This is a genomic window from Paracoccus sp. AK26 (assembly GCF_011801365.1).
Classification (GTDB): domain Bacteria; phylum Pseudomonadota; class Alphaproteobacteria; order Rhodobacterales; family Rhodobacteraceae; genus Paracoccus; species Paracoccus aerius.
This window is the reverse complement of the sequence record NZ_CP041045.1, coordinates 168,393-191,261: the sequence shown is the minus strand read 5'-3', so window position 1 is coordinate 191,261 and position 22,869 is coordinate 168,393. Positions and strand designations below refer to the sequence as shown.

Annotated in this window: 19 protein-coding genes; all 19 read left to right on the top strand. The window is 63.7% G+C overall.

What is annotated here, in order from left to right; translation table 11 throughout:
• Positions 1 to 18 precede the first annotated feature (18 nt).
• The 19 genes from FIU66_RS16690 (at position 19) to FIU66_RS16600 (ending at position 22,868) form a co-directional block, all read left to right on the top strand.
• The gene (locus tag FIU66_RS16690; protein WP_167624019.1) at positions 19 to 1,200 is read left to right on the top strand and encodes an FIST N-terminal domain-containing protein; all 1,182 of its coding nucleotides are present in this window, start codon (positions 19 to 21) and stop codon (positions 1,198 to 1,200) included.
• Complete coding sequence (locus tag FIU66_RS16685) at positions 1,200 to 3,416, top strand: PAS-domain containing protein (protein ID WP_167624018.1); 2,217 nt, start codon at positions 1,200 to 1,202, stop codon at positions 3,414 to 3,416. The genes FIU66_RS16690 and FIU66_RS16685 overlap by 1 nt, the downstream gene beginning before the upstream one ends.
• A gap of 91 nt (positions 3,417 to 3,507) precedes the next feature.
• Entirely contained in the window at positions 3,508 to 4,596 is a 1,089-nt protein-coding gene (locus tag FIU66_RS16680; protein WP_167624017.1) for a catalase family protein, read from the top strand.
• Positions 4,593 to 6,854: an FdhF/YdeP family oxidoreductase gene (locus FIU66_RS16675; protein ID WP_167624016.1), complete on the top strand. Its 2,262-nt coding sequence runs from the start codon at positions 4,593 to 4,595 to the stop codon at positions 6,852 to 6,854. The genes FIU66_RS16680 and FIU66_RS16675 overlap by 4 nt, the downstream gene beginning before the upstream one ends.
• A gap of 96 nt (positions 6,855 to 6,950) precedes the next feature.
• Positions 6,951 to 7,214, top strand: coding sequence for a WGR domain-containing protein (locus tag FIU66_RS16670; RefSeq protein WP_167624015.1), 264 nt, complete (start codon positions 6,951 to 6,953; stop codon positions 7,212 to 7,214).
• A gap of 123 nt (positions 7,215 to 7,337) precedes the next feature.
• The gene (locus tag FIU66_RS16665) at positions 7,338 to 8,690 is read left to right on the top strand and encodes an ISNCY family transposase (RefSeq protein WP_167624265.1); all 1,353 of its coding nucleotides are present in this window, start codon (positions 7,338 to 7,340) and stop codon (positions 8,688 to 8,690) included.
• Positions 8,691 to 8,751: 61 nt separating this feature from the next.
• On the top strand, positions 8,752 to 9,024 hold the full coding sequence (locus FIU66_RS16660) for a hypothetical protein (protein ID WP_167622019.1): 273 nt from the start codon (positions 8,752 to 8,754) through the stop codon (positions 9,022 to 9,024).
• 195 nt (positions 9,025 to 9,219) lie between these two features.
• Entirely contained in the window at positions 9,220 to 10,227 is a 1,008-nt protein-coding gene (locus tag FIU66_RS16655; protein ID WP_167624014.1) for an IS30 family transposase, read from the top strand.
• Positions 10,224 to 10,553, top strand: a complete 330-nt coding sequence (locus FIU66_RS18340) for a helix-turn-helix domain-containing protein (RefSeq protein WP_370528984.1) — start codon at positions 10,224 to 10,226, stop codon at positions 10,551 to 10,553. The genes FIU66_RS16655 and FIU66_RS18340 overlap by 4 nt, the downstream gene beginning before the upstream one ends.
• A 95-nt stretch (positions 10,554 to 10,648) precedes the next feature.
• Complete coding sequence (locus FIU66_RS16645) at positions 10,649 to 11,242, top strand: TetR/AcrR family transcriptional regulator (protein ID WP_167624013.1); 594 nt, start codon at positions 10,649 to 10,651, stop codon at positions 11,240 to 11,242.
• A 131-nt stretch (positions 11,243 to 11,373) separates the two neighbouring features.
• Positions 11,374 to 11,925 (top strand): TetR/AcrR family transcriptional regulator, encoded by a 552-nt coding sequence (locus tag FIU66_RS16640; RefSeq protein WP_240544835.1) that lies wholly within the window; start codon positions 11,374 to 11,376, stop codon positions 11,923 to 11,925.
• Positions 11,926 to 11,948: 23 nt separating this feature from the next.
• A complete protein-coding gene (locus FIU66_RS16635; RefSeq protein ID WP_167624011.1) occupies positions 11,949 to 13,133 on the top strand; it encodes an efflux RND transporter periplasmic adaptor subunit in 1,185 nt (394 codons plus the stop codon).
• 9 nt (positions 13,134 to 13,142) lie between these two features.
• A complete protein-coding gene (locus FIU66_RS16630; RefSeq protein ID WP_167624010.1) occupies positions 13,143 to 16,253 on the top strand; it encodes an efflux RND transporter permease subunit in 3,111 nt (1,036 codons plus the stop codon).
• A 91-nt stretch (positions 16,254 to 16,344) separates the two neighbouring features.
• Positions 16,345 to 17,733: an efflux transporter outer membrane subunit gene (locus FIU66_RS16625; RefSeq protein WP_167624009.1), complete on the top strand. Its 1,389-nt coding sequence runs from the start codon at positions 16,345 to 16,347 to the stop codon at positions 17,731 to 17,733.
• Positions 17,734 to 17,990: 257 nt separating this feature from the next.
• The gene (locus FIU66_RS16620; protein ID WP_201281146.1) at positions 17,991 to 18,710 is read left to right on the top strand and encodes a hypothetical protein; all 720 of its coding nucleotides are present in this window, start codon (positions 17,991 to 17,993) and stop codon (positions 18,708 to 18,710) included.
• A 444-nt stretch (positions 18,711 to 19,154) separates the two neighbouring features.
• Entirely contained in the window at positions 19,155 to 19,583 is a 429-nt protein-coding gene (locus FIU66_RS16615; protein WP_167624008.1) for a MarR family winged helix-turn-helix transcriptional regulator, read from the top strand.
• On the top strand, positions 19,580 to 21,214 hold the full coding sequence (locus FIU66_RS16610) for an MFS transporter (RefSeq protein WP_167624007.1): 1,635 nt from the start codon (positions 19,580 to 19,582) through the stop codon (positions 21,212 to 21,214). The genes FIU66_RS16615 and FIU66_RS16610 overlap by 4 nt, the downstream gene beginning before the upstream one ends.
• Positions 21,211 to 22,254 carry an HlyD family secretion protein gene (locus tag FIU66_RS16605; protein ID WP_136651378.1) on the top strand — a complete coding sequence of 348 codons (1,044 nt, stop codon included), beginning with the start codon at positions 21,211 to 21,213 and terminating at the stop codon, positions 22,252 to 22,254. Before FIU66_RS16610 ends, FIU66_RS16605 begins: the two co-directional genes overlap by 4 nt.
• A 41-nt stretch (positions 22,255 to 22,295) precedes the next feature.
• Positions 22,296 to 22,868, top strand: coding sequence for an HdeD family acid-resistance protein (locus FIU66_RS16600; RefSeq protein WP_136651377.1), 573 nt, complete (start codon positions 22,296 to 22,298; stop codon positions 22,866 to 22,868).
• The last annotated feature ends 1 nt before the right edge of the window (position 22,869 follow it).

Below are 22,869 nucleotides of genomic sequence, written 5' to 3'. Positions count from 1 at the left end.
GCGCGGACAGGCAGGCTTATGGACGGAGGAGGAGATCCGACCGCCGCCCCGCCGCGGGCGGGGTCAGGCATAGGCAGGCACGGCATCCTTCGCCGGGCGCAGGCGCCTGCCGGGGATCCGGGCGCGGCGGCGCGCCTGGCGGCGGATCTGGGGCCGGGCATCGCGCTTGCCCTGCTGTTCGTGTCGCCAAGCGCGAATTTCGCCGCCACGATGGCCGCCGCCGCCCGCGCCTTCGGCACCACCCCGGTCCTGGGATGCACCACCGCCGGAGAGATCGCGGGCGGCTATGTCGAAGACCGGATCGTCGCGGTAGGCTTTCCCGCATCCGATTTCGCGGCGGAAACCATCGCCATCCCGGATCTGGACCGGATCGAACCCGGCGCGCTGATCGACCGGATGATCCGCGCCCGGCAGGCGCTTGCGGCCGGCCGGCCCGGCTTCGCCCATGAATTCGCCTATCTGATGGTCGATGGCAGCACCTTGCGAGAGGATGCGTTGATGGCAGTGGTGGGCCACGGGCTGGGGCCGGTGCCGCTGTTTGGTGGATCGGCGGGCGACGGGGCGCGCTTTGGCCAAAGCTATCTGGCACAGGGTGGAGCCGTGCGCACCAACGCGGCCTTCCTGACCTTCCTGCGGACCCGCTGCCCGGTCAAGGTCTTCAGCTTCGACCACCTGGATGCGGGGCCGGGGCAGATGGTCGTGACCGGGGCCGATCCGGCCCGCCGCAAGGTGCACGAGATCAACGCGGTCCCCGCCGCCGCCGAATACGCCCGCCTGCTGGGCAAGCCCGCGGGTCAGTTGGACCCCTTCACCTTCGCGGCGCATCCCCTGGTGGTGAAGGTGGGCGGGCGCTATCACGTGCGCTCGATCCAGCGGGTCGAGAACGGCACCGACCTGATCTTCTTCAGCGCCATCGACGAGGGCGTGGTGCTGACCTTGGCGACATCGCGCGACATGGCCCGGTCGCTGGACGCCAACCTGGCGGGCTTGGGGGACGGGGGCCGCGTGGACAGCATTTTGGCCTGCGACTGCATCCTGCGCCGGATCGAGGCGCAGCAGAAGCAGCAGATCCGCAACGTGTCCCAGGTTCTGGCCCGCCACAACGTCACCGGCTTTTCCACCTATGGCGAACAGTTCGGCGCGATGCACGTGAACCTGACCATGACCGGCGTCGCGATCTATTCGCCCGAGGAAGACTGATGGACAACCTCGTCGATCCGGCCGAGCCGCCGGACATCCAGATCGCCCGGCTGAAGAAGATCAGCGCCGTCCTGATGCGGCGCGTGGAAACCCAGACCGACCGCGACGGCGCCGCCTATTCCCAGTTCGAACGCGCCGTGGTGCTGGAGGATCAGGTCCGCCGCAGGACCGAGGAACTGGAACGCGCGCTGCGGCTGCTGAACGAATCCAACGCCAAACTGTCGGCCGCCAACAGCCAGATCGAGGGCGCCCGCCGCGACCTTGCAAGCGCCATCGAGGCCGTGCAGGAAGGCTTCGCCCTGTTCGGCGCCGATGACCTGCTGCTGCTGTTCAACGGCCGCTTCTGCTGGCAAATGCCCGAGGTGCGCGCCCAGTTGCGGCCGGGAATGCGCTTTGCCGACTATGTCCGGATCGTCAGCCGATCGGCCAAGCTGCACCTGCCCGCGGGCCAGACGCCCGATGACTGGGCGGCCACCCGGATGCAGCGGCACCGGCGCGACCATGTGATCTTCAACCTGGCCCTGATCGATGACCGCTGGCTTCAGATCTCGGAACATCGGACGGCGAACTCGGGCACGGCCATCGTGCAGACCGACGTGACCGAACTGATGCGGGCGGAACGCGAGCAGCGCGAAAGGCTGCTGGACAATCAGGGGCGCATCATCCGCGCGACCCTGGACCATCTGGCGCAGGGCGTGGCGATCTTCGACGCGCAGGGCCTGCTGGCAGGCTGGAACCGGCGCTTCCGTGTGCTGACGGGCCTGCCGCCGCAGACCTTCACGCTGGGGACGCGCTTTCAGCGGGTGACGGAACAGATGCTGCAACTGTTCCGCCCGGCGGGTCCTGGCGACACGGCGCGCATCGCCGACTGGATGCAGGGGCAGGATGGGCAGGGGCAGGATGGGCGTGGGGCGCTGTCCTTCGAACTGGTCCAGCAGGGGGGCGGGCTGACGCTGGACGGCTTTGCGCAGCGCCTGCCGGACGACGGTTTCGTGCTGTCCCTGACCGATGTCACCGCCGAACGCGATGCGCTGCGCCGCCTGGCCCGCGCGAACGAGGAACTGGAAGCCCGGGTCACTGCGCGGACCGACGAATTACGCGATGCGCTTGCGCAGGCGGAACGATCCAATGCGTCGAAGTCGCGCTTTGTCGCCGCGGCCAGCCACGACCTGCTGCAACCGTTGTCGGCCGCCAAGCTTTACCTGTCGGCCGCAGATACCGCTGGGACCAACAGCAATGTCCAGAAGGCCGGCGAGGCGCTGACCAATGTCGAACGCATCATCGAGGCGCTTCTGGACATCTCGCGCCTTGAAACCGAGGAGGAGCAGCTTGCACAGGGCGATCTGGCGCTGAACGACATCCTGTCCTCGCTTTCGTCCAGCTTTGCGCCGGCAGCGGCAGCCAAGGGACTGCGCTTCCGGGTGCGGCCTTCGGAAGCCCATGTCATCAGCGACGGGCTGTATCTCCAGCGGATCGTGCAGAACCTCATCTCGAATGCGATCCGCTATACCGACCGGGGCGGCGTCTTCGTGGGCGCGCGGCGGCGCGGCGACAAGGTGCAGATCGAGGTTTGGGACAGCGGTCCCGGCATCCGGGACGAGGATCGCGCAGTGATCTTCCAGGAGTTTCGCCGCCTGCATCGCCGCGCCTCGGCCAGCGAGGGGATGGGCCTGGGCCTTGCCATCGTCGAGCGTGCCTGCGCCCGGCTGGACCACGGCCTGGACCTGCTGTCACGGCCGGGTCGCGGCAGCGTCTTTCGCGTGACCGTGCCCCTGGCCGCCGCGGGGGCCCGCAACAGCCGGGACAACGGCGATCCCCGGCACCTGTCGTCGCTGGCCGGGGCGGGGCTTCTGGTGCTGCTGGTGGACAACGACCACGAACTGCGCCGGGCGATGGTCGCGCTGCTGGAAGGCTGGGGGATCACCGTGCTTGACGCGGAAGGCCCCGAGGATGCCATCGCCCTGATCGACGAGATGGACTTCGTGCCCGACGCGATGCTGATCGACTATCAGTTGAACGACGACGTGGACGGGCTGGATCTGGTCGCAATGCTGCGCCGGCGCTTCGGCTGGCGACCGGCGCGCATCATCTCGGCCGACCGTTCGCCGGTGCTGCGGGAACGCTGTGCGCGGATGGGCCTGTTCCCGATGCCCAAACCTTTGGATACCGAGGCGCTTTATCATTTCCTGTCGAACGTGAACCCGGCAATTGCCTGACTTGTGATGCCCCGGCGGCGGCCTGGGGCGGAACGCTTTTCCGCCGGACCTGTTGACCCCTTGCCACACCAGCCGCAGCAAAGGGTCGACCATGCAGCCTCCAGTCCGCTATTCCCCCGATGTCGAAACCGAGGGTCCGGACGAGGGCCGTGTCATCGACGAGCTGTCGGAAACCCTTCGCGACATCATGGAAACGACGTCCAGGGACTATGGCCACGCGGTCCGGTCCGTCCACGCGAAAAGCCACGGCATCCTGCGCGGCGAGCTGGAGATCCTGCCCGGCCTTCCCGCCGAACTGGCCCAAGGCATCTTCGCCCGCCCCGGGCGGCATGGCGCGATCATCCGCATCTCGACCAATCCGGGGGATCTGCTGCACGATTCAATTTCGGTCCCGCGCGGGCTTGCGCTGAAGGTGATCGGCGTCGAGGGCCCGCGGCTTGAGGGGGCCGAGGGCCGGAACCAAGACTTCATCTTCGTGAACGGCCCGGTCTTCACCGCGCCCGATCCCCAGACCTTTCTCAAGAACCTCAAGCTGCTGGCACGGACCACCGACAGGGCGGAATGGGCCAAGCGCGGGCTGTCGGCGGTTCTGCGCGGGGCAGAAGGGATCGTCGAGGCTGCCGGCGGCGAAAGCGCGACGCTGAAGACCCTGGGCGGCGCCCCGAATGTCCATCCGCTGGGCGAGACCTATTTCACCCAGACCCCTTATCGACATGGTGACCATGTCGCGAAGCTGTCTCTGCAGCCTGCCTCGGCCAGCCTGACGCGCCACTCGGGGCAGGTCATCGATACCCGTGGACGGCCCGACGCCATCCGCGAGACGGTGGCCGCGGACATGCAGACCGGCGACGCGGTCTGGAACCTGCGCGTGCAGCTTTGCCGTGACCTGGACAGGCAACCTGTCGAGGATCCCTCGGTCCTGTGGGACGAAGCCGACAGCCCCTTCGTCACCGTAGCACGCCTGCATGTCCCGGCCCAGACCGGTTGGACTGAAGAGGCGGCCGAACTGGTCGATGACCACATGCGCTTTTCCGTCTGGACGGGGATCCAGGACCACCGTCCCCTGGGCGCGATCAACCGCGCCCGACGACGGCCTTACCGGATGTCGGCCGATTTCAGGCAGCGGTTCAACGGCTGCCCGATCGATGAACCCATCCCGACTGCGGAGGCCGGAACATGAGCCGGGAAGAACGCGGACAAGACCCGACGACGCCTTTCTACGACCGCCCCACCGGGGGCTGGGGTTCGCTGAAAAGCGTACTGAAACATGCCGCCAAGGATCGCATCCGGCTGGGCGTCGTGGAAACGCTGCGCCGCCAGAACAAGCCCGGCGGCCATATGTGCACGTCCTGTGCCTGGGCCAAGCCACCCTCGCCCCACTTGGCCGAATTCTGCGAGAACGGGGCCAAGGCGACCATCTGGGACCTGACCCGCGACCGCTGCGGTCCCGACTTCTTCGCCCGCCATACGCTGGCCGAATTGCGGACCTGGTGCGACCACGACCTCGAGGCGGTGGGGCGGCTGACGCATCCGATGCGCTATGACCCCTCCAGCGACCGTTATGTCGAGACGACCTGGCCCGAGGCATTCAAGGCCATAGGCGCCAAGCTTCGCGGACTGGATCCGAAATCGACGGTCTTCTATGCCTCGGGCCGCGCCAGCCTCGAGACCTCGTATCTCTACCAGCTTTTCGCGCGGCTTTACGGGCACAACAACCTGCCCGACAGTTCCAACATGTGCCACGAGACCACCAGCGTCGCGCTGAAAAGCACCATCGGCGAAGCCGTGGGCACCTGCGTCCTGGATGATTTCGACCACTGCGACCTGATGCTGTTCTTCGGCCAGAACACCGGCACGAACAGCCCGCGCTTCCTGCATCCGATCCAGCAGGCCGTGAAGCGCGGCTGCAAGATCGTCACCTTCAACCCCATCCGTGAACGCGGCCTTGTCGAGTTCACGAACCCGCAAAGCCCGACCGAGATGCTGTCGCGGCGCGGCACGCCCATTTCGGATCTTTACCTGCAACTGCGACCGGGCGGCGACATCGCGGCCATCGCGGGGATCTGCAAGCACCTGCTTAAGATCGGTGCCGTGGACCGTGATTTCATCGCCGAACACGGACACGACTTCGATGCCTTTGAAGCCTGGATCCGTGCATCCTCTTGGGACGATATCGAGGCGGCATCGGGCCTGCCGCGCACCGACCTGGTCGAAGTGGCCGAGATCGTCGCGGCGTCGCAGCGCGTCATCGGCATCTATGGCATGGGCCTGACCCAGCATGTCCACGGCAGCGACAGCATCGGAATGCTGGTCAACCTGCTGCTGATGGGCGGCCATATCGGCCGACCCGGCACCGGCATCTGCCCGGTCCGCGGCCATTCCAACGTCCAGGGCCAACGCACCGTCGGCATCTCGGAAAAGCCCGAACTGGTGCCGCTGGATCGCCTGTCCGAACTGTTTGCCTTCGATCCGCCGGAAGACACCGGCATGACGACCGTCGACGTCGTCCAGGGCGTCATCGACGGCACCGTGCGCGGCTTCATCGGCCTGGGCGGCAACTTCGCCCGTGCGATCCCCGACCAGCACCAGGCCGATCCTGCCTGGGCCAGGCTGGATCTGAATGTCCAGATCGCCACCAAGCTGAACCGCTCGCATGTGCTGGTGGGCGACGGGGCCTGGCTGCTGCCCTGCCTGGTGCGCGCGGAACGCGACCGCCAAAGGACCGGGCCGCAGGCGGTATCAATGGAAGACAGCCTCAGCCACATCCACGGCTCGATGGGGCGCAGGCCGCCGGCATCGCGCCACCTTCTGTCGGAACCCGCCATCATCGCAGGCATTGCCAAGGCAACGCTGCCGCCCAAGCCGCAGGTCAAATGGGATGACTGGGTGGGCGACTATGCCAGGATCCGCGACCTGATCGAGGCGACCTATCCCGACCAGTTCCGCGACTTCAACGACCGGCTGTTCCAGGCGGGCGGGTTCTATCGCGGCAATTCGGCGCGCAGGCGGGATTGGCAGACCGACAGCGGCAAGGCCCAGTTCACCAAGCCTCAAGGCCTTTCTGCCTTGGGCGAGGAACCGGGACAGGGCGTCTTTACGCTGATCACGCTGCGGTCGAACGACCAGTTCAACACCACCATCTATGACTTCCACGACCGCTTGCGGGGGCTGGAGGGGGACCGCATGATCGTCCTGATCTCTCGGCCCGAGATGGAGCGGACGGGACTGGCCGAGGGACAGCGCGTCACCCTGGTGTCGGCCGTCGAGGATGGCGTCACCCGGCGGATCGAGGGGCTGAGCGTCGTGCCCTATGACCTGCCGCCCGGCTGCGTCGCCGCCTATTATCCGGAAACGAACCCGCTGGTGCCGCTGGCCTGGCATGACCGAGCCTCGAAAACCCCCGCCTACAAAGGTGCCCCGGTGCGGATCGAAGCCTGAAGGGGGCTGGAACACATCATCACGGGGAATCGTTTGGGCGGGTCCGATTCACAATGATCATTGGATTTTCCGAAAGCGTGGCCGGATACTGGAACCATGACACAGGAACAAAGCAGCCTGCTTCTGGCCCGTCGTGATCCGTCGCAAAACGTGGCGCGGTTCTACCGGATCGAGATCACGCCCGACCTGTTCGGCGGCGTTGTCCTGATCCGCAACTGGGGCCGCATCGGCCATCACGGCCAGGAACGGCGCCACTGGTTCGCCGACCTTCCCGACGCGCAGCGCGAACAGCAGCTATGGCTTCGACGCAAGCTGCGCCGAGGCTATGGCACACAGGAAGCCGATGGCGGCAACGATTGATGTTCCATAATCTTGGTTATTAGTCCCGGAGGTATAGCCGCAAAGTTAAAATGTCTCACCTCTGCAATTCAGGAATGTCACACTCCCTGGATGAGCATCGTGTCGATCCTTGGGAGCCGAGACATGGGATGGGTGATGATGAGTGAACGGGAACTGAACCGGGTCAAGGTTCTGAGCCAGGTGCTGCAAGGTGGGATGTCAGCCGTGAGTGCGGCCGATGTTCTGGACCTGAGCCGCAGACAGGTTCACCGGCTGCTGAAGCGGTTCGGGGCTGACGGCGCGGCGGCAATCCGGCACCAGGCACGTGGACGGGCATCGAACAACCGGATCGACCCGACGATCCGGGAGGCTGCCATGTCGCTCGTTCGGGACCGCTATGCCGACTTTGGCCCGACCTTGGCGGCCGAGAAGCTGGCGGAGTGTCACGGGCTGACAGTGTCGCGCGAGACCTTGCGCAAGTGGATGCAGGATGCGGGTTTGTGGCTGTCGCGCAAGCAGCGCCGAACATTCCACCAGCCGCGCCTGCGCCGCGAGTGCCTTGGCGAGCTGATCCAGATCGACGGCTCGGATCATCGCTGGTTCGAGGATCGCGGGCCGGCCTGCACCTTGTTGGTGTTCATCGATGACGCCACCAGCACCCTGATGCACCTGGAATTCGTCCGTTCCGAGAGCACCTTCAGCTATTTCGGAGCCCTGGAGCGGTATCTGACGCTGCATGGCCGGCCCGTTGCCTTTTACTCCGACAAGCACACCGTGTTCCGGGTGCCAAAGCAAGGTGCCAGGACAGGCTATGGGATGACCCAGTTCGGCCGGGCCTTGAACGAACTGAACATCGAGATCCTGTGCGCCAACTCCTCGCAAGCAAAAGGTCGCGTCGAGCGCGCCAACCGCACCCTGCAGGACCGTCTGGTCAAGGAACTGCGGCTGGCCGGCATCTCCGACATGGAGACTGCCAATGCCTTTCTTCCCGGCTTCATGGCGCGCTACAACGCGCAGTTTGCCAAGGTGCCACGCCGTGCGGACAACCTGCATCGGCCACTGAATGTCGAACCGGATCGGCTGCGTGACATTCTGTGCTATCGCGACGAACGCTATGTCAGCAGCCAGCTGGCCTTTTCCTACGACCGGCTGCGGATCATTCTGGCCGAGAACGAGATCACCCGCGATCTGCCGGGCAAATACGTGGACAGCTATGAGTTCGCGGACGGCCGGCTGGAGTTCCGCTGGAAGGGTGTCTCGCTGCCCTACTCCGTGTTCGACAAGGATCAGCGGGTGACCCATGCGGCCATTACCGAGAACAAGCATCTGAGCGCGGTCCTGGAATACATCAAGGCCGAGCAGGACAAGGCTCCGCCGAAGGTGCACCGGGTCGGCAAGCAACGGACCCGCTACACGCCCACGGGACGCCGCAACAACGGCTGGAACTCCTCGGCAGCCCGCAAGGCAAAGGCGCATGCCGCTCCACCCCTGGAATGACGCTTCCCTGGCCCAGTTGCGGTGATACCCTGTGCTTTGATCGAGCACGCAGGGCAAGAACATGGCAGACAGCGCAGAGCCGGAGATCATCTTCTCGGATCTGACACAGGACGTGCTGATCGATGGCCACCGGTTCTCTGTCGAGATCTACCGGACATCGATCTCCCCTGGCTGGGTGCTGTCGGTCATGAACAGGTTCGGCACCCTGACGATTTCGGATAACCCGCCCTATCTTGTCGATGGTCTTGCCTGGCGGGATTTCGAGAAGCGGGTCGAAACGAAGGGCGTGCGCGCCTTCTACTCGCCAAAGGAACGTCGAAAGCTTCGGCTCTGACCGCATGGCCGATCAGGGCTCCGATGCTCGAGGTCTCCGCCCTGCCCGGCCATGCTTGCCCACCTTCGGTGAGACATTCCTACTTTGCGCAGCCGAGGACATTTCAACTTGGTTGCAACAGGAGGTATAGCACGGGCACATTCCATTCTGGAATGCATCACTCGATAGTTTCCTGAAACACTTCAGGAGGATGTGATGCGGCGCCCTTTCACCAACCTGACGCTGGACGAACGCCGTGTGATATCGCGGCGGCTGCAGGCCAAGGTGCCGAAGACGAAGATTGCGCAGATGCTCGGCCGCAGTCGCTCGACCATCACCCGCGAAGTCAAACGCAACTGGTGGCATGACAAGGATGTGCCACAGGCGGATGGCTACTGGCATGTGACGGCTCAGTCCCAGGCTGATCGTAGGCGGTCACGCCGGCGCAAGCTCGAGCGTCTTCCGGACTTGCGCGCCGAAGTAATCCGCTGTCTGCACGAAGGCTGGTCACCCGAACAGATTGCGGGTCGGCTCAGAATTGAACCTGCCGCCCCGCACCGGCTCTGCCATGAGACGATCTACCAGTATGTCTACTCTGCCGAAGGTCAGTCCGCGCAACTGGCGCGCCTCCTGCCCGAGCGGCGCCGAAAGCGGAAGCCACGCTATGCCCGCACGCCGCGCAACCGGGTCTTTCCTGTGGAAACCAGCATCCACAACCGGCCGCCTGAGATCAACGATCGCAGCCAGTTTGGCAATTGGGAGGGTGATTTGATGATCTTTGAGCGTGCTCAAGGTGACGCCAATGTGGCGACGCTGATCGAACGCAAGACCCGCTACACGGTTCTGCTGCGCAACAACGATCGGAAATCCAAGCCCCTCATGAACCGCCTGATCCACGAGATGTCACCCCTGCCTGCCGAGGCGCGGCGCTCGATCACCTTTGACCGCGGCCTCGAGTTCGTCGCCTGGCGCGAGTTGGAAACCGGCATGGGCACGAAGGCGTGGTTCTGCGACCCACAAGCTCCTTGGCAAAAGGGCTCGGTCGAGAACATGAACAGGCGGCTCCGCCGCTACCTGCCTCGGGACACTGCTGTGTTGCAGCTGACACCTCGTTCGATGAGGATGATGTGCCAGCGCCTGAACGCCACGCCCCGGAAGTGCCTGGGCTACCGAACACCCACCGAAGCATTTCGAGATGAGCTGATACGACTGGAGGCACCATGATGAACCCTGCCCCGCAGGACTGGTGCATTCAGAATGGAGCCTGCACGGCAAAGTTAAAATGTCTCACCTCTGCAATTCAGGAATGTCACACTCCCTGGATAAACATCGTGTCGATCCGTGGGAGCCGGGACATGGGATGGGTGATGATGAGCGAACGAGAACTGAACCGCGTCGAGGTTCTGAGCCAAGTGGTGCAAGGCCAGATGTCAGCTGTGACCGCGGCCGATGTTCTGGCGCTGAGCCGCAGACAGGTTCACCGGTTGCTGAAGCGGTTCGGGACTGACGGCCCGGCGGCGATCTTGAACGCTGACGAAAAAGCAGCCTAATCATTGAACCACGAACTCTCCGGTAAACCCGGGGCGGTTCAAAGCTTGGGCTGAAGTAGGCCGTTCGCTGGACTCAAATGCTTCTGGGGTGCTCCATGGCCATCAAGTCAACGCTAGAGAGTCGCAGACGGCTGCAAACCTCGCGCAAGATCCAGTGGGCGGCCCTGAAGCTGGCACTACGCTACGGCTACGATGACATGACAACCGAAATGATCGCGGCTGCGGCGGGCATCAGCCAGCGGACCTTCTTTAACTATTACCCGAACAAGGGTGCAGCGATCATCGGACCTTCAACCGGCTTCGACGACCAGGCGGCGGCATGGTTTCGGGCCTCGTCGGGCTCACTCCTCGCCGATCTTCTCCAGGCGCTGTACCAGCATCTAGCCAACATCGTCGTGGATCACAGCACCCCGCAAGTGATTGGCGAGCTACTGGGAACGTCACCGGAACTGCAGCGGATCCTTGATGGGGTTCTGAAACAGTTCGGCAACCAGATTGCGGACCTGCTTGTAACCAGAATGGGAAAGGAGGCGCGCCGAGATGCAGAACTGCTCGGCACTGTAGTCTCGCATGCCTTGGGAAACACTATTTGTTCGTGGGCCAACGACCAGGCGATGTCCGCCAACAGCATCATCGAGGTTTCCTCGTCAAGGCTGCAAGCGCTTCGCGGCAATCTGGCGCTCATTTAGGCAGCCCTTCTAATCCAGATGCGATTCATGACCAAGTCGCTTGACCCTGCCGCGGTTTATTCTATACGAACGTTCGACTATCATCCGAGGGACTCATGGGCCGAAAGCGCACGATCGACAGGGACGCCCTTATGGATGGCGTGGAAAGCGTTGCGCGCCGCGAGGGGGTAAGTGGTCTCAGCATCGATGCCCTGGCCAAGGAAGTCGGCATCAGCAAGTCCAGTGTTGTTTATGACTGCGGAAGCAAGGCCGGGCTGCTGGCGGCCTTCACTCGTCACAAGATCGGCCAGTATCGCGAGCGTTTTGGCGATGCCCTGCAGGCTCATGCCGGGCAGCCGAACGCCTGGTTGCGCGCGATGATCGACATGGGGCGCGAAGGGCCTTCGGATGACGACGTGGCGATCACGATGCTGATCAGCGCCAGCATGGGTGAGCACGCTGAATGCCGTGAACTGATGCGTGCATCCCTTGCCGAGGATGCCCGCCGCGTCGCGGCAGATGCCGAGGACCAGGGAAAGATGCTGCAGCTTCTGCTTGCGGTCCATGGCCTGTTCTTTCTCGAATGTTTTGGGCTTCACCGTTTCGATGAGATCACCCGCCAAGAACTCCTCGACGGGCTCATGAAGTCCCTTGAGGCCGACAAGGGATCGTCCGCTGCGGCCACTACCCATTCCAACAAGTAATCCTTCTTTCCGAAAGACCGACCATGCACAGATCTCGAGTCCTGACCGGGCTTCTTGTTGCGCTGCTGGCCCAGCCGGTGGCTTTGCGCGCAAGTGCGCAGGATATGCCGCCCACGCCCGTCAGCGTCCTGACCATGACACCGCAACCCTTGCCCGTGGTGAACGAGCTGCCCGGACGCGTTGCTGCGACCCGCACCGCCGAGGTGCGGCCCCGTGTCGGTGGCATCGTCGTCGAGCGGATCTTCACGCAAGGCTCTGTCGTGAAGGCCGGCGATGTTCTCTACAAGATCGACCCCGCGCCCTATGCGGTGCGCGTTGCCAGTGCCGAGGCCACCCTGGCGCGGGCCGAGGCGACCCGGCAGAACGCCCAGGACCAGCTTGCCCGCACCGAGGCGCTGCGCGAACGCCGCGTCACCGCAGGAGTGGATCTTGAAAACGCCACCACCACCCTGGCCCAGGCCGATGCGGACGTTGCCATCGCCAATGCCAGCCTCCAGGAAGCGCAGCTGAACCTGGGCTATACCGACGTGACCGCCCCAATCGACGGCGTCGTCGGGCGCGCCCTGGTGACCGAAGGTGCCCTGGTCACCGCGCAGACCGACATCCTGGCCACGATCCAGCAGCTTGACCCGGTCTATGTGGACGTGACCCAGTCATCCGCGCAATTGTTCGCCCTGCAACGCGCACGGGCAGCCGGAGAGCTGATGATGACCGCGCCCGACGAGGCGCAGGTCCAGCTGTTCTTCGATGACGGGTCGGCATACCCGCATATGGGCAAGTTGCTTTTTTCGGAAGCCAGCGTCGACAGCTCGACGGGGCAGATCACGCTGCGGGCCGAGTTCCCCAATGCGGACGGGATGCTGTTGCCGGGCCTTTATGTCCGTGCGCGGCTTGAACAGGCTGTCCGCGAAAACGCGCTCAGCATCCCGCAGATGGCGGTTCAGCGCGACACCAACGGCCAGGCCTTTGTTTACGTCCTGAAGGGCGAGGACACCGTCGAACGCCGGGACGTGTCCCTGGGCCTGACCTTCAAGAACGAATGGTTGGTCGAAGATGGCCTGCAGCCCGGGGATCGTGTTGTCGTCGAAGGGGCGCAGAAGCTGTACCCGGATGCGAAGGTCGTCGCGGAACCCGTCAATGCAAAACCTGAGGCAGCCGCCACGCAATCCGCCCGGCCTGCCGCGCAGACCGCCAATCACAAGGGCTGAGAACGCAGCATGGCACAGTTCTTCATTCTTCGCCCGGTCCTGGCCTGGGTGATCTCGATCTTTATTGTCATCGCCGGGCTGATTGCCCTGCCCCAGATGCCGATCGCCCAATATCCCCAGGTCGCGCCCCCGCAAATCCAGATCTCGACCTTCTATACCGGCGCCTCGCCCAACGAGATGTACCAGTCCGTCGCCCAGCCGATCGAGGAGGAGCTGAACGGCATCCAGGGCATCCAGTACTTTGAATCGACCTCGGACGTGTCAGGCGCGATCTCGATCACGGCGACCTTTGAACCGGGGACGGATGTCGGCACGGCGCAGGTGGATATCCAGAATGCCGTCAGCCGGGTCGAACCCGTGCTGCCGCAGACGGTCGTCGACCAGGGTGTTACCGTCGAGGAGGCCGGAGCAGGCTTTCTGATGATGGTCTCCTTGACCTCGTCGGATGGGTCGATGAACGATGTGGCGCTTGGCGATTACATCAACCGCAACGTCGTGGGCGAAATCCGCCGCATCGACGGCGTCGGTCGCGCCCAGGTCTTTGCATCCGAGGAAGCACTGCGGATCTGGATCGATCCCGACAAGCTGACCGGCCTCAACCTGTCGCCGGCTGACGTGTCGGCGGCGATCCGCGCCCAGAATGCCCAGGTGGCGGCAGGCCAGATCGGCGCGGACCCGAACCCGGTGAACCAGCAACTGACAGCGACCGTCCTGGTCAGGGGCCAGCTGACCCAACCCGAGGAATTTGGCAATATCGTGCTGCGCGCCAACCCGGACGGATCGACCGTGCGGCTTCGCGACGTCGCCGAGATCGAGGTCGGCGCCGACACCTACAACTTCGCCTCGCGCCTGAACGGCCAGCCGACGGCTGCGGTGGGGATCCAGTTGTCCTCGACCGGCAACGCGCTTGCCACGTCCGAGGCTGTGCGACACACGATGGAGGAACTGTCGGGCTTTTTCCCCGAGGGCATCGAATATGCGATCCCCTATGACACAGCACCGTTCGTGGAAAAATCCATCGAGAAGGTGATCCACACCCTGATCGAGGCCGTGATCCTGGTCTTCGTGGTGATGTTCCTGTTTCTGCAGAACTTCCGCTATACGCTCATCCCGACGATCGTCGTGCCGATCGCACTGGCAGGCACCATTGCTGTCATGCTCGTGGCGGGCTTCTCGATCAACGTGCTGACGATGTTCGCGATGGTGCTGGCTATCGGCATCCTGGTGGACGACGCCATCGTCGTCATCGAAAACGTCGAGCGGATCATGGCCACCGAAGGGCTGCCGCCAAAGGAGGCCACGCAAAAGGCCATGGGCGAAATCTCGGGCGCGATCATCGGCATCACGCTGGTGCTGGCGGCCGTGTTCATCCCGATGGCCTTCTTCCCCGGATCGACCGGCATCATCTATCGCCAGTTCGCGCTGACGATGGTGGTATCCATTCTGTTCTCGGCCTTCCTGGCGCTGACGCTGACGCCCGCGCTTTGCGCGACCTTCCTCAAGCCAATCAAGGGCCATCACGAGAAGAAGGGCTTCTTCGGCTGGTTCAACCGCAAGTTCGATGCGGCCACCGAACGCTATGGCCGGGCGGTGGCGATGCTGACACGGCGGACCGGCCTGGTGATGCTGGTCTATCTGGGCATTGTCGTGCTGACGGGTATTGGCTTCAGTTCACTGCCCACGGGCTTTCTGCCCGACGAGGACCAGGGCTTCATCATCTCGGACATCCAGACGCCCCCGACCGCCAGTTCGCAGCGGACCGACGCGGCCATCGAGGTGATCGAGAACCATTACGGCCAGAACCCCGCGGTCGAGAACGTCGTCGGCATCCGGGGCTTCTCGTTCTCGGGTCAGGGGCCGAATGCGGGGCTTGCCTTTATCACCTTCACGGACTGGTCCGAGCGCGACCAGAGTGCCACCCAGATCGCCAATGAGGCCAACATGGCCTTGTTCGCGACCAAGGACGCGCAGATCTATTCGCTGTCGCCCCCGCCTATTCCCGGCTTTGGCACCTCGGGCGGGTTCAGCTTCCGCCTGCAGGATCGTGGCGGCAATGGCCAGCAAGCCTTGAACGCGGCGGCCCAGCAACTGATTGCAGAGGCCCAAGCAGGAGGTGTCGTTACTGGGCTGAGGGTGGAAGGTATGCCGGCGGCGGCCCAGGTGAACGTCCTGATCGACCGCGACAAGGCCCAGACTTTTGGTGTGGCCTTTGCGGATATCAACCAGACCCTGTCCGCGAACCTGGGCTCGTCCTATGTCAACGACTTCCCGAACCAGGGCCGGATGCAGCGCGTGATCGTGCAGGCGCAGGAAGAAAGCCGGATGCAGGCCGAGAACGTCCTGAACCTGACGGTGCGCAATTCGAACGGCGGAATGGTCCCGTTCTCGTCCTTTGCGACGGTGGAATGGAACCAGGGTCCAAGCCAGGTGGTGGGCTATAACGGCTATCCTTCGGTGCGGATTGCCGGGAATGCCTTGCCCGGCTTCTCGTCGGGCGCGGCCGTGGCCGAGATGGAACGGCTGGCGGCGGCGCTGCCGGAAGGCTTTGCCTATGAATGGACCGGCCAGACGCTTGAGGAGATCAATTCAGGCAACACCTCGACAATCCTGTTCGCGATGTCGATCCTGTTTGTCTTCCTGTTGCTGTCCGGGCTGTATGAAAGCTGGGCTATCCCGCTGTCGGTGATGCTGGTCGTGCCCCTGGGGATCATCGGATGCATTGCGGCGGTGATGCTGCGCGATATGCCGAACGACGTTTATTTCAAGGTCGGCCTTATTGCCATCATCGGGCTTTCCTCTAAGAACGCCATCCTGATCGTGGAATTCGCCAAGGATCTGCGCGAGGAAGGCATGAGCCTGATCGATGCGGCCGTAAAGGCGGCCAAGCTGCGCTTCCGTCCGATCCTGATGACCTCGCTGGCCTTCACTTTGGGCGTCGTGCCGCTGGCCATCGCCACGGGTGCTTCGGCGGCGTCCCAGAACGCCATCGGCACCGGCGTGATCGGCGGCATGATCTCGGCCACGATCCTGGCGGTGTTCTTCGTCCCGGTGTTCTTTGTCTTCGTGCTGGGCCTGTTCAGCCGGATGCGCCGGAAAGGCACCGAGGCTGCCGCGGTCTAAGCGTGATGCCGGTCTTTTGCGGGCGGGGGCCTTGATCCCGCCCGTCTTCATTCGTGACGGCCATCTTTGGCTATGCAGAAAGTTCGATTCAATGTCGAAATCCCTTACCTTCTCGCGCCGCGCCCTTCTGGGATCCGTGGGTGCCACGCTGGCGCTGTCCGCCTGTGGCCAGCTGCCGTCCCAGCAGGCCTTTGAAGCGGACCTGCCGGAACGCTTTGCAGCCGACTCGCCTGCCCGACGCGCCGGTGCCCATGCCTGGTGGGCCGCGTTCCAGGACAGCAATCTGGACAGTCTTGTCGCCGCCGGGCTGGCGCGCAATCTCGATGTCCTGACCGCCCTGTCGGTCATCCGAGAAGCGCAGGCCAATGCCCGGCTGGTTGGCGCGAACGACCTGCCACAAGTCGCCGCGCAGGCCGCAGCCTCGCGCGGGGATACCGACGGCAATGGGCCGATCATCGACCAAAGCTCGGGCACGCTTGGCGTTTCGTGGCTGATCGACCTTTTCGGTGCCAACCGTGCGGCGCGGCGCGGGGCCGGCGCTCGCCTTGATGCGGCCTACCTGTCGGCCGAGGTCGCGCGCCTGACCGTGGCCAGTGCCATCGCCCAGGCCTATGTCGATGCGCGATACTTCCAGCAGGCGACCAGCCTGACCCGCCAAAGCCTGGAAAGCCGCCGCCGCACGCTGGAAATGACCCGCCAACAGGATGTGCTGGGAAGCGTATCGCGGATCGAAGTATTGCAGGCCGAGCAGCTTGTCACCCAGGCCGAAGCCGCCCTGCCTACATTGGAACTGGGCTTTGATCAGTCTGTCAATCGCCTGGCCACGCTTACGGCAACGCCCAGCACCGACATTGCCGCCCGGACCCGCCGCGGCGGCAGACAGCCCCGCGCGCGGTATCGTGCCAGTGTCGGGGTGCCGGCCGATGTGGTCCGTGCCCGTCCCGATGTCCGCGTGGCCGAACGCCAGCTTGCCGCGGCAGTTGCCGATGTCGGACAGGCCAAGGCGGCCTTCTATCCGCAACTGACGCTGAGCGGCACGGTGACCCCCGTCGATCTGGGCCGGGCCGGCAGCCTCAAGACCTGGAGCTTCGGGCCGCAGCTTTCCGTCCCGCTGTTCAACGCCGCCAACCAGGCCAACCTCTCGGCCGCCGAGGCGCGGGCCGAACAGGCGCGGCTTGCCTGGCTCGCCTCGGTCCTGAACGCCGTCGAAGAGGTCGAGAACGCCTTGGCGGGATACAACCGCGACGCACGCGCCGTGGATGCGCAATCCCGCCTTGTCGCCAATGCCTCCGAAGCGGTGGATCTGACCCGGACCGCCTATGAGTTGGGCGATGCCGCGTTCTTCCCGGTGCTGGATGCGGAACGGACCCTTTTGGAAGCCCGCCAACAGCTTGCCAACGCCGTGCGGCAGCAGGCGCTGAACTTCATTGCGCTCAGCGTGGCGGCCTCAGGCGGGGTTGGTATCGCAAACGGTTCGTAATCCTTCGCCAAATCGGAGATATTCCCGTTCCCTGTGCTCGGAGCGGTGGCCGGACACTCCGGCTGTAGCCCGGCAGGGAGTCCTGGGAAGGGGCGAACTGGGCTGCGATGTTCACGGTGGTGAGGTAAGAAACGGCCGGCTATTTTTCGTGCTGTTTTGGGTGATTTTCCTCACCACCAGGAACGTCCCAGTGCCGTGCGCCAGTAAGCCCTAAGCATCATCGCACGGAGTGTCGCATCGACAGGCAGTGTCAGAACATGACCTTTGCCCGGTGCATAAAGGAAAGTTTTATCATGTCACATGGAAGGCCTGTCCGGCCCGCCCGTACCCTTTCGCTTATGCTAGGCATCACCCTGGCCGGCCTAGGCATCGATCTGCTGATGCACGATGCCGTGTCGGAGATCTTCAAGGAAGGCCACTCGGTTGAGGCTATGTCAGTCGTCATCCTTATCGCTGCCGCCGCTTTCTGGTGGAACGGCCATCGGAACCTGACCGGAAGTGAATGGCACGTGCCCGTCATCCTGATCCTGATGGCGCTCCGCGAACTCGACGTCGACAAGCGCGTCACCTCAGAAGGCGTGCTGCAGCTCCGGCTTTATACTGGCTCCTCGCCGTTGTGGGAAAAAGCCTTGGGCCTTGCAGTGGTCTTGCTGATCCTCGTCTGCGCCTGGAGGCTTGCACGCATCAGCCTACCTCGCTGCTGGCGCGGATTGCTGCGAGGGGCGAACTGGGCTTGGCTCGTGGCCACTGGCGCGGCTCTGATCGCGATTGCCAAGGCAATGGATGGTCTCGACCGCAAGCTTGCGCCTTGGGGCATTGCGGTGGATCCAGTCACGGCCATGAGGGCAGGCCGGATCGAGGAGGTCTTGGAACTTGTAGCTTATATCATGCTGGCACAGGCAGGGGTTTATGTGGCGCAAATGGTAGAAGTGCCCCAAACAATGCCACATGTCAGTCCGACTTGGAGGCCACGGTAACGATAACCGAACGCCCCGGTGCGAGATATTCACCTATCTCTTGTTCTGGGTGTCCGAGACGCGCACTGGCGGACGCTGAACGCTCTCGGTGAAGTTTTCGGTGCGGTCTACAGTCTATGTGCGGAACTGTTTAGTTCCGGCACTTGGTGGATCGGTTCCAGAGGAACCGATCAGGCTCTGGCTTGGGGGCAAGAGTGCGCCCTGCTCTGCAGGGAGCCCACCTGCTTTCCAAAGATTATCGCCATCACGCCGGTGATCAGTCGACGTCAAAATTTTCGTTGCCAGGATTTGCTCGTGCGCCCGAACCTTGGCGTGCCGTCACCGGGATGCTGTCTCGCGCTTCAACCCGTACCCGCACGCGAACCAGACGGTTCCCCCTTGCAAGTCTTTACTATGCTGTCTAGGTAGCACGCTATCTATTTATCGTGATAAAAGTTCTTCCTCATGACCGACAGCACCCCCCTCGTTCTGACCTTGTTCCGGCTTCTGAAAGAACTGCGGCGCAATTACGACGACGAGGTGCGCGAACTGGGCCTCTCCTTCTCACGTGCCCGGGTTCTGTCGGTGCTGATGCGTCACGACGGCGCTACCCAGGCAGAGCTTGCCGCTGCACTGGACATGGCCGCACCCAGCCTGAAACGCCAACTGGACCTGCTTGAAGCGGAAAAACTCATCGAGCGGCGCGGCCTTGGCGGCGACGCCCGCAAGCGGGCGCTGTTCCTGACCCCGCGCGCCAAGGCGCTTCCCCTTAACCGATACATGGACCGGATCCGTGACCAACTCCTTGAAGGGATCAGCCCCGAGGAGCAGGCGCAGCTTCACAGCGTGTTGGAGCGGCTGGCCGACAACGCTGCACGGATGAACGACAAATGAGCGCAGCCGAGGATCGGATCTCGGCTGTTCCGCCGGCGCAGCCGCCTGCCAAGCCCCTTGCTCTCGTATTGGGCTATATGCTCGCAGGCGTGGTGCTGGCCATGGCGCAGGGACTGGGACAGGGTTTTGTTTCGGCCAACGTCCAGCAGTTCGCCGGCGATCTGGGCATCTCGGCCACGGATGCAAGCTGGCTGATGGCCGCCTATCTGATCCCGCGCTCATCGCTGCCGCTGATGCTGATCAAGATTCGCACCCAATTCGGCCTGCGCCGCTTCGCCGAGGTGGGCATCGTCTGCTATGTCGTCGTGGCCTTTGGTTCGGTCTGGATCGAGGATATGCGTTCGGCCGTGGTGATGCAGTTCCTGGCCGGAGTCACCTCGGCCCCGCTTTCAACGCTAGCCTTCCTTTATTTTCTCGAACCGCTGCCGCCCGCATGGAAGATGCGCCTTGGCCTGCCGCTGGCGCTGAGCCTGATGATGCTCGGACCCTCATTGGCGCGGGTCATCTCGCCGTCGCTGATCGGTGATGGCGGTCTTTTGCGGATCCATCTGCTGGTCCTGGGCCTCGCCCTGATCTCGTTGATGCTGGTCTATCGGCTGCGGCTGACGCCCGTGCCCCATGAGAAGGTCATCAAGCCAATGGATCTGGTCAGCTTCGCGCTGATCAGCTTTGGCTTTGGCGGCATTACCGTGGGCGCCATCATGGGACCGATTCACTGGTGGACGGCCACGCCCTGGATCGGCGTCCTGCTGGCAGCCTCGGTCGCGGCCTTGGCGGCGGCAGTGGTTATCGAGCTTCACCGCAAGGCGCCGCTGCTGGACATCCGCTGGCTGGCAACCCCGGCCATGCTGCACCTGACCGGGACGCTGCTGCTGTTCCGGCTGCTCTTGTCGGAACAAAGCGCCGGCGCACCGCGCATGTTTCAGGTGCTGGGGGTAGCGCCCGAACAGATGACCGGGCTTTTTGCAGTAATCTGCTTGGCCAGTATGTTCGGGGGCCTGGCCTGTGTCGCCTGGATCAAGCCCGGACGCGAGCCGCAGTTCCATTTCGTTGCGCTGATGCTGATCGCCGCGGGCGCCTGGATGGATTCGCAATCCACGCTGGACACGCGGCCGGAACAGATGCTCGTCAGCCAGGCGATGATCGGCTTTGCCGGGATGCTGTTCATGCCGCCCGCGATGATGGCGGGGTTGATGGCGGCCTTGAAGAAGGGACCGAACTACCTTCTGTCCTTCGTGATCGTGTTCCTTTCCACCCAGAGCATTGGCGGGGTGATCGGCGGCGGGATCTTCACCACGCTGGTCAACTGGCGGCAGGCCTTCCATCTGCAGGCTCTTAACGAACAGATCACCACAGCGGCTCCCTTGCTGGCAGCCGAAATCGCGCAGCGTATGGCTGCACTGGCTCCGCAGATCGCCGATGCGGCATCGCAGCGCGCCCAAGCTGTCGCGCAGATTGCACAAGAAGCATCGAGGCAGGCCTTCGTGATGGCCTACAACGACCTTTATTTCCTTATCTTCCTGATTGCGTCCGCAGGGCTGTTCTTTCTCGTCCTCCATGTGACGCGCGACTGGATGGCCGCCCGTGCGACCTCCTCCCCTTCCTCCTCTGATGCCGGGCCCCAGACATGAACAAGACCCATATCCTTCCCACCACCATCGCCATGGCCATCGGCATTTCCGGCGTTCTGCTGGTGCTTTTTGCCTGGCACCTGCCGCCATTCCGTTCTGCGGAACCGACGACCGAGAATGCCTATATCCGGGGCCGCGTCACCTCAATCGCGCCACAACTGTCCGGTTATGTGAGCGAGGTCTATGTCCACGACTTCCAGGAGGTGAAGCAGGGCGATCCCATCGCCCGGATCGACGACCGCATCTATCGCCAGAAGCTCGCACAGGCCCAGGCCGGTCTGGAAACCGCGCGTGCTGCACTGGCCGTAAGCGAGCAGAATGTCCGTTCGGCCGAAGCCGTCCGACGCGCGAACGAAGCAGCCTTGGCATCCGCCCGCGCGGGCCTTGCCCTGGCGGAGGCCGACGACCGCCGCGCCGAGGAGTTGTCGTCACGCGGCGTGTCAAGCGACACGGCCCGCGAACAGGCGCAACTCGCCCGCCAGCAAGCCGCCGCCGCTGTTCAGCAGGCCGAGGCGCAGTTGGAGATCCAGGTCCAGAACATCGAAAGCGCCCGCACCGAGGTGGACGCCCGCCACGCCGATATCGCCAGCGCCGAGGCGACGGTGGAATTGGCGCATCTTGATCTTGCCAATACCGAACTTCACGCACCCGAGGCGGGACGGCTGGGTCAGGTCTCTGCCCGGCTGGGGCAATATGTAACGGCCGGCACGGCCTTGGTTCCGCTTATCGGGCAGGAGGTCTGGATCGTCGCCAACTTCCCCGAAACCGGAATGCATGGAATGCGGCTTGGACAGCGGGTGGATTTCACCGTCGATGCGCTGCAGGGCCGCCATTTCAACGGCAAGGTCGAGGCATTCTCGCCCGCGACAGCCTCCGAGTTCAGCCTGCTGGCGGGATCAAATACAACCGGGAACTTCACCAAGATCGTGCAGCGCCTGCCGGTGCGCATCTCGATCGATCCGAGGCAGGAGATGAGCGAATATCTGGCGCCCGGCCTTTCGGTCACCGTGACGGTCGACACAAAGGCGAGTCAGTCGTGAGGGCTGACAAGGGAAATGGTCGAAACGGAAAGGACGAAAGCATGCACGATACAAATGGCAAGGCCACCGGCGGTCTGAGCGAAGCCCTCGCTCAAGCGAGACAGAACTGGGGATGGCTGGTCGCGCTTGGAGTGGCGCTGCTGGTTGCCGGCGGGTTTGCGGTGGCACAGGCGGTTCTGTTCACTATGGCCTCGATGATAATGATCGGGGCACTGATGATCGTCGGTGCGCTTACGCATATCATCGCGGCATTTCGAGGTCAGGGCTGGAAGCATTTCCTGCTCTGGCTTGCGGGTGGGACTCTTTACCTGGTTGCTGGCTTGGCGACGATTGCCAATCCGCTATTGGCCTCCAGCTTCCTGACGTTGCTGATCGGGGCATCCCTTCTGGCAAGCGGCATCGTAAGAATCTGGATGGGAATCAAGGCGCGCCCGGATCGGGGATGGGGATGGCTGCTTGGAGGAGGCATCGTTACCCTTCTGCTCGGACTTGTCATCGCGACCGGCTGGCCCGTCAACAGCCTCTGGCTGATCGGCCTCTTCCTGGGCATCGAACTGGTGATGCAGGGCTGGTCCTATATCGCGCTCGGTATTGCGCTACGCGCCAGAGCCTAAG